This is a genomic window from Pseudomonas sp. No.117 (assembly GCF_054558395.1).
The window spans coordinates 487,934-501,837 of the sequence record NZ_BAAJNP010000004.1 but is presented as its reverse complement, the minus strand read 5'-3'; the positions used below and the strand labels follow the sequence as shown (position 1 = coordinate 501,837).

General features: G+C 67.4%; 12 protein-coding genes. 9 read left to right on the top strand and 3 right to left on the bottom strand.

Features of this window, described 5'->3' with window-relative positions; genetic code table 11:
* Positions 1-39: 39 nt before the first annotated feature.
* On the bottom strand, positions 40-939 hold the full coding sequence (locus ACYJP6_RS12185; protein WP_459475229.1) for a LysR family transcriptional regulator: 900 nt from the start codon (positions 937-939) through the stop codon (positions 40-42).
* A gap of 146 nt (positions 940-1,085) precedes the next feature.
* Here ACYJP6_RS12185 and ACYJP6_RS12180 point away from each other — a divergent pair, with 146 nt between their 5' ends.
* From ACYJP6_RS12180 to ACYJP6_RS12165, 4 genes are all read left to right on the top strand, one after another.
* On the top strand, positions 1,086-2,165 hold the full coding sequence (locus ACYJP6_RS12180) for a 4-oxalomesaconate tautomerase (RefSeq protein WP_459475228.1): 1,080 nt from the start codon (positions 1,086-1,088) through the stop codon (positions 2,163-2,165).
* Positions 2,166-2,222: 57 nt separating this feature from the next.
* Positions 2,223-3,536, top strand: a complete 1,314-nt coding sequence (dctA, locus tag ACYJP6_RS12175) for a C4-dicarboxylate transporter DctA (protein ID WP_459475227.1) — start codon at positions 2,223-2,225, stop codon at positions 3,534-3,536.
* Positions 3,537-3,650: 114 nt separating this feature from the next.
* On the top strand, positions 3,651-4,964 hold the full coding sequence (locus ACYJP6_RS12170; RefSeq protein ID WP_459475226.1) for a CitMHS family transporter: 1,314 nt from the start codon (positions 3,651-3,653) through the stop codon (positions 4,962-4,964).
* A gap of 71 nt (positions 4,965-5,035) precedes the next feature.
* A complete protein-coding gene (locus ACYJP6_RS12165; RefSeq protein WP_459475225.1) occupies positions 5,036-6,289 on the top strand; it encodes an OprD family porin in 1,254 nt (417 codons plus the stop codon).
* A 46-nt stretch (positions 6,290-6,335) separates the two neighbouring features.
* On the opposite strand, the gene ACYJP6_RS12160 is transcribed toward ACYJP6_RS12165, so the two are convergent.
* On the bottom strand, positions 6,336-7,121 hold the full coding sequence (locus ACYJP6_RS12160; RefSeq protein WP_459475224.1) for a substrate-binding domain-containing protein: 786 nt from the start codon (positions 7,119-7,121) through the stop codon (positions 6,336-6,338).
* Between the two features lie 153 nt (positions 7,122-7,274).
* Between ACYJP6_RS12160 and ACYJP6_RS12155 the strand changes: the two genes are divergently transcribed.
* From ACYJP6_RS12155 to ACYJP6_RS12145, 3 genes are all read left to right on the top strand, one after another.
* On the top strand, positions 7,275-7,952 hold the full coding sequence (locus ACYJP6_RS12155) for a response regulator transcription factor (protein ID WP_459475223.1): 678 nt from the start codon (positions 7,275-7,277) through the stop codon (positions 7,950-7,952).
* The gene (locus ACYJP6_RS12150; protein WP_459475222.1) at positions 7,930-9,309 is read left to right on the top strand and encodes a sensor histidine kinase; all 1,380 of its coding nucleotides are present in this window, start codon (positions 7,930-7,932) and stop codon (positions 9,307-9,309) included. The genes ACYJP6_RS12155 and ACYJP6_RS12150 overlap by 23 nt, the downstream gene beginning before the upstream one ends.
* Positions 9,310-9,421: 112 nt before the next feature.
* The gene (locus ACYJP6_RS12145) at positions 9,422-10,591 is read left to right on the top strand and encodes a D-alanyl-D-alanine carboxypeptidase family protein (RefSeq protein ID WP_459475221.1); all 1,170 of its coding nucleotides are present in this window, start codon (positions 9,422-9,424) and stop codon (positions 10,589-10,591) included.
* A gap of 14 nt (positions 10,592-10,605) precedes the next feature.
* On the opposite strand, the gene ACYJP6_RS12140 is transcribed toward ACYJP6_RS12145, so the two are convergent.
* A complete protein-coding gene (locus ACYJP6_RS12140) occupies positions 10,606-11,571 on the bottom strand; it encodes an alpha/beta hydrolase (protein ID WP_459475220.1) in 966 nt (321 codons plus the stop codon).
* A 306-nt stretch (positions 11,572-11,877) separates the two neighbouring features.
* On the opposite strand from ACYJP6_RS12140, the gene ACYJP6_RS12135 reads away from it, so the two are divergent.
* Together ACYJP6_RS12135 and ACYJP6_RS12130 are read left to right on the top strand one after the other, a co-directional pair.
* Positions 11,878-12,870, top strand: a complete 993-nt coding sequence (locus ACYJP6_RS12135) for a helix-turn-helix transcriptional regulator (protein WP_459475219.1) — start codon at positions 11,878-11,880, stop codon at positions 12,868-12,870.
* A gap of 95 nt (positions 12,871-12,965) precedes the next feature.
* Positions 12,966-13,898 carry a SphA family protein gene (locus tag ACYJP6_RS12130; RefSeq protein ID WP_459475218.1) on the top strand — a complete coding sequence of 311 codons (933 nt, stop codon included), beginning with the start codon at positions 12,966-12,968 and terminating at the stop codon, positions 13,896-13,898.
* The last annotated feature ends 6 nt before the right edge of the window (positions 13,899-13,904 follow it).

Sequence of the window (13,904 nt, the reverse complement as noted above, 5' to 3'; positions counted from 1 at the left end):
CCGCCGCGGATCAGGGCACCGCGGCGGCCTTAGCCCGAGCTAGGGCTGTTCGATCTGCCACTGGCCCAGCAGCATGGCGACGAATTTTTCCGCGGCGGGCGACAGCGAGGCCCCCCGCCGGGAGACCAGGCCCAGGGTGCGTGTCACCTCCGGCTCGGTGAGCGGCACGCTGACCAGGGTGGGATGATCCGCATCCGGCATGGCCAGGCTGGGCATCGCCGAAACCCCCAAGCCGGCCTCCACCATGCCCAGCGAAGTGGACAGGTGCTGGACCTCGTAGAACCACTTCGGGCGGATGCCGCGGGCGGAGAGGGCATGGTCGAGCAGCACCCGGTTGCCGCTCAGGCGACCGACGCCGATCAGTCGATGCTCGACCAGCTCGGCCCAGCTGACCGAACCGCGCTCGGCCAAGGCGTGGTCGCGGCGGCAGGCGAGCACGAATTGCTCCTGTACCAGGGGCACGAATTCGATGTCCGGGTGCTGGCCGCTGAGCATGTTGATGCCGAAGTCGGCCTCGCCGCGCAGTACCGCTTCCAGGCCGTCGTTGGCACTGAGGTCGAGCAGGCGGATGCGGATCTTGGGGTACTGCTCGTTGTACTGGCGGATCACCGAGGGCAGGAAGTAGAAGGCCGCCGTAGGGATGCAGGCCAGGGTGACCTGGCCGGTCTGGCGCTCGGCCAGCTCGCGAATGCTGAGGATGGAATCCTCGAAGTCATCCAGCAGCCGGCGCGCCTTGGGCAGGAAGTCCCGACCCACGCTGGTGAGGCCGACCCGACGAGTGGTGCGCTCGAGCAGGGGCGTCCCCAGGCCGTCTTCCAGTTTCTTGATGCGCCGGCTCAGGGCGGGCTGGGACAGGTGCAGCGCATCGGCGGCCTCGTGGAAGCTGCCCAGTTCAGCGATTTTCACGAAAGATCGAATGTCTTGCAGCTCGTAATCCATGAAAGGCCTCTGGCCAGATGGGTCGAAAATTGATTATCCAAGTGGAATAATAGCGACGATATTTGCATTGGATAGATTTATCCAGGACTGCCAATCTTGTTCTCAGAACATCAATAACCGCTATTGATCAACAAGAGTCAGCAGTCATGCAACGTATTCCGTGCGTTCTCATGCGAGGCGGTACCTCCAAGGGCCCCTTCTTCCATGCCAGCGACCTGCCCAGCGATCCCGCCATGCGCGACGAGATGCTGATCGACCTCATGGGCGCCGGCCACGAGCTGGAAATCGACGGCATCGGCGGCGGTAGCCCCCAGACCAGCAAGGTCGCCATCATCAGCCCCTCCAGCCATCCCGACGCCGACGTGGATTATCTCTTCGTCCAGGTGATGGTCGCCGAGCGGCGCGTGGATACCGCGCCCAATTGCGGCAACATGCTCTGCGCCGTCGGGCCTTTCGCGGTGGAGCAGGGCCTGGTCGAGGCCCGCGAGGGCAAGACCCTGGTGCGCATCCGCAACCTCAACACCAACAGCTTCGTCGACTCCCTGGTGCATACCCCCGGTGGCCAGGTGCGCTACGAGGGCGATACCGCCATCGACGGTGTGCCCGGCACCGCCGCGCCAGTCCAGCTGACCTTCCTCGACGCTGTCGGCAGCAAGACCGGCCAGCTCTTTCCCACCGGCCAGGCCACCGACGTCTTCGACGGCGTGCCGGTGACCTGCATCGACATGGCCATGCCGATGATGATCGTCGAAGCCCGTCACCTGGGCGTCACCGGCAGCGAGCGCCCGGCCGATCTGGACGCCAATGCGGCGTTGCTGGCGCGACTGGAAAGCCTGCGCCTGCAGGCCGGCCGAGCCATGGGGCTGGGCGATGTCAGCGGCAAGGTGATTCCCAAGCCGGTGCTGGTCTCCCAGCCGCAGCAGGGGGGCACCCTGCAGGTACGCTACTTCATGCCGCACAGCTGCCACCGGGCGCTGGCCATCACCGGCTCGATCGGCCTGGCCACCGCCTGCGTCACCCCGGAGACCGTGGTGATGGAGCTGCTGGGCGAGTCGGCGCGTGACCTGACCCACGTCCGCCTGGAGCATCCAAGCGGCGGTATCGACGTCGTCCTGTCGCGCGGCGGCGCGGACGGCACTACCATCCAGGCCTCGGTCGTCCGGACCGCGCGCCGTCTGTTCGCCGGCCACGTCTACGCGCCCACCGCGCGGAGGCTCGCCGGCTGACGTAGCACCTCACCCCCACCAGCGCATCCGCACAACTTCAATAAACGGTGATGCCCCATGAAACTTGCCAAATCGCTGTACTTCCAGATCCTCTGCGCCGTGGTGCTCGGGGTGCTGGTCGGTCACTTCTGGGCGCAACAGGCCGTCGCGCTCAAGCCCCTGGGTGACGCCTTCATCAAGCTGATCAAGATGATGATCGCCCCCGTGGTGTTCTGCACCATCGTCACCGGCATCGCCGGCATGACCGACAAGAGCACCCTGGGTCGGCTGATGGGCAAGACGCTGCTGCTGTTCCTGGTGCTCACCGTGCTCAGCCTGTTCATCGGCCTGGGCGCGGTCTACCTGTTCCAGCCCGGCGTGGGCATGAACATAGATCCCGCGACCCTGAGCACCGCCAGCATCGCCCAGTACACGACGAGCGCGGCCAAGCTCAGCGTGGTCGACTTCTTCATGCACATCATCCCGGACACCTTCATGGGGGCGTTCAACAAGGGTGAGGTGCTGCCGGTGCTGTTCATCGCCGTGCTCTGCGGCTTCGCGCTGTCCGCCATGGGCGAGCGTGGCCGGCCGGTGCTGGACGTGCTGGAGTCAGCTTCGCAGATGGTCTTCCGCATCTTCGGCTACCTGATGCGTTTCGCGCCGATCGGTGCCTTCGGCGCCCTGGCCTTCACCGTGGGCCAGTACGGCATCACCTCGCTGGGTTCCCTGGCCAAGCTGATCGCCACCCTCTACATCGCCTGCGCCTTCTTCGTCTTCGTGGTCTTGGGCGCCCTGTGCCGCTCGCGCGGCTTCAGCCTGTGGAAGCTCCTGCGCTACTTCCGCGAGGAATTCCTGGTGGTGCTGGGTACCTCGTCCACCGAGCCAGTGCTGCCGCGCATGCTGCAGAAGCTCGAAGGCCTGGGCTGCAAGAAGGGCGTGGTCGGTCTGGTGCTGCCCACCGGCTACTCCTTCAACCTGGACGGCACCGCCATCTACCTGTCGCTGGCGGCCATCTTCATCGCCCAGGCCTGCAACATCGACCTCACCGTCGGCCAGACCCTGACCATGCTGGCGATCATGCTGCTGTCCTCCAAGGGGGCGGCAGGGGTGACCGGCAGTGGCTTCGTCGCCCTGGCCTCGACCCTCACCGTGATCCATGACATCCCCCTGGCCGGCCTGGCGCTGCTCATCGGCATCGACCGCTTCATGTCCGAAGCCCGCGCCCTGACCAGTCTGGCCAGCAATGCCGTGGCCACCGTGGTGATCTCGCTGTCCGAAGGCGCCTGTGACCGGGAGCAGCTGCTGCGCACCCTGGCCAACGGCAAGGCCGAGCCCGTGGCGGTGCCGGATGCCCCCGAGTGGAGCGCGCCGGACGTCCGTCCCCACGCCTGATCGCTGTAACCGCGCTACCGCTGTAGCCCCCCCTCCGTGTCGTCAGCTGGCCGGAGGAGGGGATCGGCTGGCCCGCCGCTGGCCAGACCCACAACAAAAACAAAGGATAAGCCTATGCTCGCGCTTCTCGGTCTGATCATGGTGGTGACCTTCACCTACTTGATCATGAGCAAACGTCTGTCGCCCATCGTGGCGCTCACCGTGGTGCCCATCGTCTTCGCCCTCATCGGGGGGTTCGCCCCCACCACCGGCAAGATGATGCTCGACGGCCTGAAGATGGTGGCGCCCTCGGCGGCGCTGCTGCTGTTCGCCATCCTCTTCTTCGGCCTGATGATCGATGCCGGTCTGTTCGATCCGCTGATCCGCAAGATCCTCAAGCGCGTCAACGGCGATCCGGTGAAGATCGCCATCGGCACGGCGCTGCTCTCGCTGCTGGTCGCCTTGGACGGTGACGGCACGACCACCTACATGATCACCTGCGCCGCCATGCTGCCGCTGTACAAGCGTATCGGCATGAATCCCATGGTGCTGGCGACCGTCTCCATGCTCTCGCTGAGCATCATGAGCGGCATGAGCCCCTGGGGCGGCCCCGCCACCCGGGCCATCGCCGCCCTGGGCCTGGACGCCACCGCCTACTTCATCCCCATGCTGCCCACGGTGATCGGCGGCGGCGCCTGGGTGGTGTTCACCGCCTTCCTGCTCGGCCGCCGCGAGCGCGCCCGCATCGGCAACGTCAGCCTGGCGAGCGGCGGGACCAACGGCGGCAAGTGCTATATCGAGGAGATCCTCGGCGATTCGCCGACCAAGCGGCCGCGGCTGGCCTACGTCAACCTGGTGCTGGTGATCGCCGTGATGACCGCCCTGGTCATGGGCGTGATGCACGCCGCCATCCTCTTCATGATCGGCTTCGTGCTGGCGCTGATGATCAACTATCCGCAGCTGGAGCTGCAGAAGGAGCGCATCCTGGCGCATTCGGGCAACGCCATGACCGTGGTGCTGCTGGTGTTCGCCGCGGGCATCTTCGCCGGCATCTTCTCCGGCACCAAGATGGTCGACGCCCTGGCGCAGACCCTGGTCGACTGGATCCCGCCGTCTTGGGGGCACTGGTTCCCCCTGGTGGTGGCCATCACCAGCATGCCGCTGACCTTCGTGCTGTCCAACGACGCCTACTACTTCGGGGTGGTGCCGATCCTTGCCAACGCCGCGGCGGCCTATGGCATCGACCCGGTGGAGATCGCCCGTGCCTCGGTGCTCGGCCAGCCGGTACATCTGATGAGTCCGCTGGTGGCTTCCACCCTGCTGCTGGTGGGGATGGTCGACCGCGACATCGGTGACTTCCAGAAGGCCACCGTCAAATGGGCCGTCCTGACCTCCCTGGTCATCACCGCCATCGCCCTGCTGACCGGCGCCATCTCCTTCTTCGTCTGAAATCCCGGCCCGGCGCGCGTTCGCGCGCCGGGCCAGCGGAACCGTCTTCCTACAACAACAAGAGCCTTTCCATGACCCGACTCCTCTCGAGTGGCGCCGGTTGCGCTGCCCTGTGCGCCTGCCTGCCGTTCGCCGACGCCGCCGGCTTCCTCGACGACAGCACACTCAAGCTGCAGGTGCGTAACGTCTATTTCAACGAGAACTTCCGCGATGAGCAGGGCCTGAGCGCCCGCGCCGCCGCCACGGCCAAGAGCGAACGCACCGAATGGGCCCAGGGCTTCCTGCTGGATTACCGCTCAGGCTTCACCCAGGGCACCCTGGGCTTCGGTCTGGATGCCCTCGGCTTGCTGGGGCTGCGCCTGGATTCCGGACCCGGTCGCAGTGGTACCGGCCTGCTGCCGGTGCATGGCGATGGGCGCGCGGCGGAAGAGGCCAGTTCGCTCGGTGCCACCGCCAAGGCGCGGCTGGGCAAGACGGTGGTCAGGCACGGCACCCTGCTGCCGAAGACGCCGGTGCTGGTCTACAACGATGCTCGCCTGCTACCCCAGACCTACCAGGGCACCCAGCTGACCAGCGACGACATCGAGGGCCTGAGCCTGACCCTGGGGCAACTGGACAGGTTCAAGCTGCGCGATTCGACCGACAGCAATGGCCTGTTCGCCGATGGCTACACCGGCGGTCGATCCGGCGACTTCAGCTTCGCCGGCGCGGACTACCAGGTCAGCAAGACCCTCAGGCTCAGCTATTTCCATGGCGAGCTGGACAATTTCTATCGGCAGGATTTCGCCGGCATCCAGCATCAGCTGCCGCTGGCCGGAGGCATCCTGACCAGCGACCTGCGCTATTTCAAGAGCCGTGACACGGGTTCGGCCTATTCCGGAAAGATCGACAACGACATGCTCAGTGGCCAGCTGACCTATGCCCATGGCAGCCATACGCTCGGTGCGGGGTTGCAGCGGCTGAGCGGCGAGGCCGGCTTGCCCTACATCAGCGGCGCCACCGTCTATTCCTTCAGCAACGTCGGCATCGGCAAATTCATCGAGGAAGACGAGCGCAGCTGGTTGCTCAGCTACGTGTACGACTTCAAGACGCTCGGCCTGCCGGGACTCACCTTCATGACGCGCTACATCAGCGGCGACAACGGCCGCTCCGGCGAGGCGGGCCTGCACGAGTGGGAGCGCGACGTGGAGTTGGCCTACGTGGTGCCCAAGGGCCCGCTCAAGGGCTTCGGGGTCAAGCTGCGCAACTATGTCTATCGGGCGGACTTCGCCCGCGGGCGGGACAGCAATCGTCTGTATCTGACCTACGACCTGGCGCTGTGGTAGCGCCAGGCGCGGCGGGGAGTCGCCGCGGTGGCGACCCCCGTTGGGCTCACTGCGCGGGGATGGGCTTGAGACCGCTGTCCTCGATGGCCTTGGCCGCGTCCTTGGAGGCCAGGTACTTGAGCAGCGCACGGGCGGCGTCGGGATGCTGGCTGTGGCTGACCACGGCGCCCGAGTAGAGGGTCATCTTCTGCGCCTGGTCGGGGATCAGGCCGACGATGTCGATGCCCTGCACCGGCTTGAGTTCGCTCAATTGCTGGAAGCCGAGCTGGGCGTCGCCGCGGGCGATCACGCCGCCGACCGGCTCGGCCGGGATCATGCGGGCCTTGGCGGTGAAGGCTTCGCCCAGTTGCATGCGCGGAAAGAGCACGCGCGACAGATAGACGCCGCTGGCGCTGTCGGAGTAGGCCACCGACTGGGCGTTCTCCAGGGTCTTCTTGAAGGCGTCCATGGTGGAGATATCCGGCTTGGGCGCGCCCTGGCGCACCGCCATGGCGATGAAGGATTGACCCAGGTCGACGCGGCTGTCCTTCAGGGCCTGGCCATCGGCGACCAGCTTGTCCAGCGCCGAGCCCACCATCAGCACCACGTCGGCTGGCTCCTTGCGCGCCAGGCGATTGGGAATGGCCTGGGGGGTATCGCCCATGGACGGCGCGGCGGCGATCTCCAGCTTGACGCCCGTGGCCTTCTCATAGACCGGCGCGACTTCGCGGATGGCACCCATGATCCCGCCCGAGCTCAGGATGGTGAGGGTGGTGGGTTGCGCGGCCAGCAGCGGCGTGCTGGAGGCCAGGAGCAGGGCGCCCAGGGCGAGGGAGGGCAGACGTGGGAACATGGCAGGTACTCTTGTTGGAAAGGACCGATCATAGACCGCGGGCGCGCTGCGCCTGCGTGAGGTCGGATGAAAAATAATTTAGTTTACCGGCCCGGTCGATTTCCCTAGGGTGTGCGGTCCGCCAGACCGGGGCGGCCAGATCGAGAGGCAACCATGACCCAGGCTTTGGTCATCGAAGACGACGAGGTGACCGCCCACGCCATCGCCAGTGAGCTACAGGCCCAGCATTATCAGGTCCGTTGGGAGAGCACCGGGCGCGATGGCCTGGCCGCGGCCATCGCCGGCGGCCACGACATCATCACCCTCGACCGGATGCTGCCGGATTTCGATGGCCTGACCATCGTCAGTACCCTGCGTGGCCTCGGCATCACGACTCCGGTGCTGATGCTCAGCGCGCTCTCCGACGTGGACGAGCGGGTGAGGGGGCTGAGATGCGGCGGGGACGACTACCTGACCAAGCCGTTCTCCCTGGTGGAGCTGGTGGCGCGCCTGGAAGCGCTGCTGCGCCGCCCGGTGGCCCAGGCCGCCAGCCACCAGTTGCGGGTGGGCGAGCTGACCCTGGATCTGATCGAGAACACCCTGACCCGGGCCGGGGAAGCCATCGCCCTGCTACCCACCGAATTCAAGATCCTCACCTACCTGATGCGCCATGCCGGTCAGCTGGTGACGCGCACCATGCTGTTCGAGCAGGTCTGGGGCTATCACTTCGATCCGGGGACCAACATCATCGATGTGCACATGGGGCGGCTGAGACGCAAGATCGAAAGGGTCGGGCGGCCGTTGGTGCATACCGTGCGTGGGGCCGGCTATGTCCTCGTCGTCCCGGACTAGACCCCGGCGCTGGCGCTCGGGCAGCAGCCGGTTACTGGCCCTCTATGCGCTGTTCTTCGTCGCCTGGGGCGCGGTGCTGACCGGGGTGCTCTACTGGCAGATCTCCGGCTACCTGGGCGCCGTGGCGGAACGCACCCTGCTGCAGCGCGCCCACTATTATCGCAAGGTCGCCGATGCCGACCTGCTGGCCGAATTGCAGGCCAGCGAGAGCTATTCCATCCCCGGTATCGACGCCTACGGCCTGTTCGAAGCCGATGGCCGCTACCTGGCCGGCAACCTGGTCAAGCTCTTGCGCAGCCTGCCCGATGATGGCCAGGTGCATTATCTGCGCCGCGGTCTGCAGACCGCCGATGCCCTGGACGCGACCCGCAGCAGCCATGCCATCCTGCAACGACGGCCGGACGGGCGCCTGCTGGTGCTGGCGCGGGACGGCGGCTCCATCTCGGCGGTGGGCGGCATCATCGGCCAGGCACTGTTCTGGGGACTGTCGCTGACGCTGATCCCGGGGCTGATCGGCTGGCATCTGCTGCGGCGGCGGCCCCTGCGGCGCGTGGAGCGCCTGCAGGACAGCCTGGAGCTCATCGTCGCCGGCCATCTGGAGGAGCGGCTGCCGCTGTCGCCGCGCCATGACGAGGTGGACATGCTCGCCGCTGCGGTCAACACCACCCTGGACCAGCTGGAACGCTCGATGCACGAGGTGAAGGGCGTCTGCGATGGCATCGCCCACGACCTGCGTACCCCGCTGACCCGCTTGCGCGCGCGCCTGCACCAGCTCGCGCAGCTGCCGCTGGCGGCGCCCCAGGCCGAGCATCTCGACGAAGCCCTGGCAGAGACCGAGGCCATCATGTCGCGCTTCCAGGGGCTGCTGCGCATCTCCGAGCTGGAAGACACCCGCCGGCGCATGGCCTTCGCGCCGCTGGACCTCGCCGCGCTGCTGCGTCAGGCCCATGAATTCTACGAACCCATGGCCCAGGAGAAGGGCCAGACCCTCGAGCTGGATCTGGATACCGACCTGCCGGCGGTACAGGGCGATGCGTCTTTGCTGTTCGAGGCGCTGGTCAACCTGCTGGACAACGCCGTCAAATTCGCCCCGCGGGGTGGCCAGGTGCGGCTGGTGGCGCGGAGCGCCGGGGCCGGCGTGCGCATCGAGGTGAGCGACGATGGCCCCGGCATTCCCGAGGCGGAGCGGGAGAGTGTGCTGCGCCGCCTCTATCGCGGCGATGCCAGTCGCCAGCAGCCCGGCTATGGCCTGGGACTGTCACTGGTGGCCGCCATCGTGCGGCTGCACGGCTTCAGGCTGAGCATCGCGGCGGCGGAGCCAGGCGGAGCACGGGTGATGATCAGCTGCCCAGGCTGACCTTGCTGGGCCGCCAGCCCTTCCTAAATTTTTCTTCACTTTCCTTCATTTGCACGGCCTGCGGGCCCTGCCTAGGGTGGCGGCCCCTGCTGCTGAACCGGACCCGCCGCTCGTGAAACGCCCCTCGCTTTGCCAGGGCCTCGCCGCCCTTTGCCTCGCCTGGCTCGGCCAGGTAGACGCCGCCCCCACGGCCGACGCCCTGATCCCCTCGCCACCCCAGTTGTCGGCGAAAGCCTGGGTGCTGCTCGATGCCACCACCGGCCAGGTGATCGCCGAGCAGGACTCCCACGCGCACCTGCCGCCGGCCAGTCTGACCAAGCTGATGACCGTCTATGTGGCGACCCGCGACATCCAGGCCGGCCGGCTCAAGGCGGACGATCAGGTCACCGTCAGCGAACATGCCTGGCGTACCGAAGGCTCGCGGATGTTCCTCGATCCGCGCAGCCACGTAGCGGTGCACGACCTGCTGCAAGGCATCGTCATCGATTCGGGCAACGACGCCAGCGTGGCCCTGGCCGAGCACATCGCCGGCAGCGAGGAAAGCTTCGCCAGCCTGATGAACGCCACCGCCCAGCGCCTGGGGCTGCACGACAGCCATTTCATGAATCCCACCGGGCTGCCCGATCCCGAGCACTTTTCCTCGCCCTATGACATGGCCCTGCTGGCGCGCGCCATCATCCAGGACGAGTCGGCCTACTACGAGCTCTATGCCAAGCAGTACTTCACCTGGAACGGCATTCGCCAGCCCAATCGCAACCTGCTGCTCTGGCGTGACCACACCGTGGATGGGCTGAAGACCGGCCATACCGAGGCGGCCGGCTACTGCATGGTGACCTCGGCGCAGCGTGACGGGCGCCGGCTGATCACCGCGGTGTTCGGGTCCAATTCGCTGAACAACCGCGCCGCCGATACCCAGAAATTGCTGACCTACGGCTTTCGCTTCTTCGACAACCTGACCTTCGACCAGGCCGGCGTCGCCCTGAGCACCCCGGCGCTTTGGGAAGGCCGGGTGGCGACCCTGCCGGTGGGGGTGAACCAGGACGTGGTCCTGACTCGACCCAAGGGCCAGCATGAGCCGCAGCAGCGCCTGGTGCTCGACGAGCCGCTGGTGGCGCCTATCGCCAAGGGCGCCACGGTAGGGCGACTGGAGCTGGTGGACGGCGGCCGGGTGCTGCAGACCCGGCCGCTGGTGGCCCTGGCCGACGCCGAGCAGGGTGGCTGGTGGTCGCGCTGGCCGCAGCACCTCTATCGCCTGGTGCTGCACTGGCTGGGACGAGCCTAGCCAGATTCGGCCGGTCAGGCGCCCGGGCCGAGGTGTGCGCGCAGGAAGGCATTGGTGCGCTCCAGCGTCCAGCGGACGACGGGCAGCACGCCGAGCATCTCGATGAAGCCATGGATCATGCCCGGCAGCTCGTGGAACTCGACCGTGTTGCCGGCCTTGATCAGCGCCTGGGCATAGAGGCGGGCGTCATCGCGCAGGGCATCGCACTCCGCGCCGAAGATCAGCGCCGGCGGCAGGTCGGCATGGGACGAGGCATACAGCGGCGAGACTCGCGGGTCCAGGGTATCCGCGTCCTTGAGGTACATACCGGAGAAGTAGTCCATCAGCGGCCGGGTCAGCGGCGGGACCCCGGCATTCTCGATCCGCGACGGGTGGTTCCAGGCCTCGGGAGTGTTGTCCACGCCCGGGTAGATCAGGACCTGGGCCTTGAGCCCGAGCGGACCGCCGCGCAGGTGCAGCGCAGCCATGGCGGCGAGGCCACCTCCGGCGCTGTCACCGGCCACGGCCACCCGCTGGGTGTCGAGGTTGAAGGTCGCGCCGGCCCCGGCCAGCCAGTGCAGGGCGGCCAGCACGTCGTCGGGGCTGGCCGGTGCCGGATGCTCGGGGGCCAGGGCATAGTGCACGGCGAGCACCGCGCAGCCGGTGCCGAGGGCGATCTGGCGGCAGAGCGAGTCGTGGCTGTCGAGGTCACCGATCACCCAGCCGCCGCCGTGCAGATAGACCACCACCGGCGTCAGCGTGCCGTCCTCGGCCTGGGACCGGTACAGGCGCAGGGGAATGGGGCCCAGTGGGCCGGGCGCCGCGAGTTCCTGGATACGGGCCATGGGCGCGGGCGGCAGGCCGAGGGCGCGGGTCATCTGCACGTAGGCGGCCCGCGCCTGTTGCGGCGTCAGGCTTTCGATCGGCGGTTGGGGCTGCGCGGCCAACTGGGCCAGCAGGTCGGCGACCTGGGGGTCGAGGCGCGCGAAGATATCGTGCATGGGGGTTCTCCTGAGGATTCGGGACGGCGATACGGCCGTCGGTTCGCCGCCAGCCTCGCCGGAGGCCAGCCAGCCGGTCTATCGGTCAGATGAACGATGGCGACCCGGAGTTGGACCTTGGGCATCCTGACGCGGTTGCGCCCGGAGAATGCCGCAACAGAGCGCCCTGGGCGCTAGGTGCGGGTGACCCACTATCCTGCATCTGAACGATAGCCGCGTCGCCTCGGTGCGGTAGACTCGGATCCCAGCCAGGCCCCGGTCGGGGGTCGGCACCCTACCCAAGACAATCAAAACAATGGGGGTAGCATGGCCCAGCCAGTCGCCGTTTCCAGCGCTGTACCCGCCGAGGTGGTCGCACGCTTCAGCGAGGTCGTCCTGGCCTTGCAGTCCCGGCTGCGGGGCGGGGCCATCACCGAATTCCATGCCCAGGCCCTGGCGCAGCTGCAGCGTCTGGTCGCCTTCGACAAGGCCTGGTGGGGCAATTCCACCTGGCGCGATGGCTTGCCGGTGGCGCACAGCGCCTTCCTGCTGGGGCTACCCAGCGGCTATCCCGAGGAGTGGGATGCCCTCAAGGCCGATGACCACGAGCTCGGCGAACTGCACCAGGTGCCGGGGCGCTGCCAGGTATTCGACTGCCATGCGGACCAGGCCGCGCCAAAGCTCGCGGCCCTGGGCCGGCGACATCGGCTGGCCCAGGGCCTGCGCATCGTGCTGACCGACGACCAGACCCGCCTGGGCGTTCACCTCACGCTGTTCCGCGAGGATCCCGCCAAACCCTTCACCGCGCTCGAATGCCAGCTGGTCGAATGGCTGATGCCCCACCTGCTGCACGCCGAACGCGAGAGTTGCCTGCGCACCCTGGCGACCTTGCGCGACAGCCAGGGCAGTTTCGACGAGCTGGCCCTGGCGGTCTGCGATCGCTACGGCGTGCTGCTTTCGATGGAGCCGGGCTTCGCCGCCTTGCTGGCGGGGGAGTGGCAGGGCTGGGCGGGCCACCGCCTGCCCGCCGGCTGTGAACCCCAGGCCACCTACCAGGGCCGCACCCTGCAGCTCGACGCCCAGCCGCTGGGCGATCTGTTGCTGCTCAAGGCGCGCCGGCGCAGTTCGGCGGACCGCCTCAGTGCCCGCGAGCTGGAGGTGGCCCAGTGTTTCGCCCTGGGCCAGACCTACAAGGAGGTCGCCCGCAACCTGGGCATGGCGCCAGCCACGGTGCGTCATCACCTGAGACGCATCTACGAGAAGCTCGGCGTCAACCGCAAGGCGCAGATCGCGCAGCGGGTCGCGGTTAGGCCCGACTGATCCCACCCCCTACCTGACCCTCTCGCCAAGACCGGGCGCTCCACGCGCCCGGTGAGGCCTCGCACGCTCGCTCGAAAGCTCGAAGGAGTCTGACCATGTCGCGTTCGCCTGCCATTTTGCTCCTCGCCACGCTCCTGTCGCTGGCGGCGCTGAGCACTACCGCCCAAGCCACCGAGAACGGCATGCCGACCACCGCCGCCGGGGTGCAGGACTTCGGTGCGGGCTTCATGCCCCCGTCGACGCCCTTCGGTACGGTCGGCATGCGCTTCAGCGACTACCAGGCGCGGGTGATCAAGGACAGCCATGGGCGCGATGACGGCAACGACTTCAATATCAACGTCCTGGCCATCGGCCTGGCCTATCTGCGCATGACCGACCAGCAGCTGTTCGGTGCGCGCTATGGTTTCGGCGCCGTGTCGGTGTTCTTCCGCATGGATGCCGACCTGGGCATCAACGCCGGCGGGCAGCGGGTGTTCAGTGACAGCGCCCAGCTGTTCCGGCCGGCGGATCTGCAACTGATCCCGCTGATCCTGGACTGGCGCCCGGCGCCCGGGGTGGGCATCAATACCCAGCTGTCGATCCAGGCGCCCACCGGCGATTACGACAAGAATCGCCTGGTCAGTCCCGGCACCAACCACTGGACGCTGTCCCCCATCCTCAATGCCAGCTATATCAGCCCGAGCGGGCTGGAGCTGTCGTCCAGCTTCCAGGTCGACATCAATGCGCGCAACCCGGCCACCGATTACCGCAGCGGCGTGGAGTATCGCCACGAATTCGCCGTCGGCCAGCACCTCGGTCCCTGGACGGCGGGTCTGGGCGGCTACTACTACCGCCAGCTCAGCGACGACGAGGCACCGGGCCTGACCCGTGGCAATCGCGCGCGGACCCTGGCGCTGGGTCCGGCGATCAGCTACTTCGAGCCTGGCTCGGGGTTGCCGGCCATCTGGCTGCACGCCTACAAGGAAGTCGAGACGCGCAACCGGGCGGAGGGCTATACCGTGGCGCTGAAGATCGGGGTCAGCTTCTAGAGGGTC

Bases quoted from the DNA above. Each gene is read 5' to 3' on its own strand.
- ACYJP6_RS12180 (WP_459475228.1), top strand. From the start codon at position 1,086: ATGCAACGTATTCCGTGCGTTCTCATGCGAGGCGGTACCTCCAAGGGC.
- ACYJP6_RS12185 (WP_459475229.1), bottom strand. From the start codon at position 939: ATGGATTACGAGCTGCAAGACATTCGATCTTTCGTGAAAATCGCTGAA.
- dctA (WP_459475227.1), top strand. From the start codon at position 2,223: ATGAAACTTGCCAAATCGCTGTACTTCCAGATCCTCTGCGCCGTGGTG.
- ACYJP6_RS12170 (WP_459475226.1), top strand. From the start codon at position 3,651: ATGCTCGCGCTTCTCGGTCTGATCATGGTGGTGACCTTCACCTACTTG.
- ACYJP6_RS12140 (WP_459475220.1), bottom strand. From the start codon at position 11,571: ATGCACGATATCTTCGCGCGCCTCGACCCCCAGGTCGCCGACCTGCTG.
- ACYJP6_RS12130 (WP_459475218.1), top strand. From the start codon at position 12,966: ATGTCGCGTTCGCCTGCCATTTTGCTCCTCGCCACGCTCCTGTCGCTG.
- ACYJP6_RS12155 (WP_459475223.1), top strand. From the start codon at position 7,275: ATGACCCAGGCTTTGGTCATCGAAGACGACGAGGTGACCGCCCACGCC.
- ACYJP6_RS12150 (WP_459475222.1), top strand. From the start codon at position 7,930: ATGTCCTCGTCGTCCCGGACTAGACCCCGGCGCTGGCGCTCGGGCAGC.
- ACYJP6_RS12160 (WP_459475224.1), bottom strand. From the start codon at position 7,121: ATGTTCCCACGTCTGCCCTCCCTCGCCCTGGGCGCCCTGCTCCTGGCC.
- ACYJP6_RS12135 (WP_459475219.1), top strand. From the start codon at position 11,878: ATGGCCCAGCCAGTCGCCGTTTCCAGCGCTGTACCCGCCGAGGTGGTC.
- ACYJP6_RS12165 (WP_459475225.1), top strand. From the start codon at position 5,036: ATGACCCGACTCCTCTCGAGTGGCGCCGGTTGCGCTGCCCTGTGCGCC.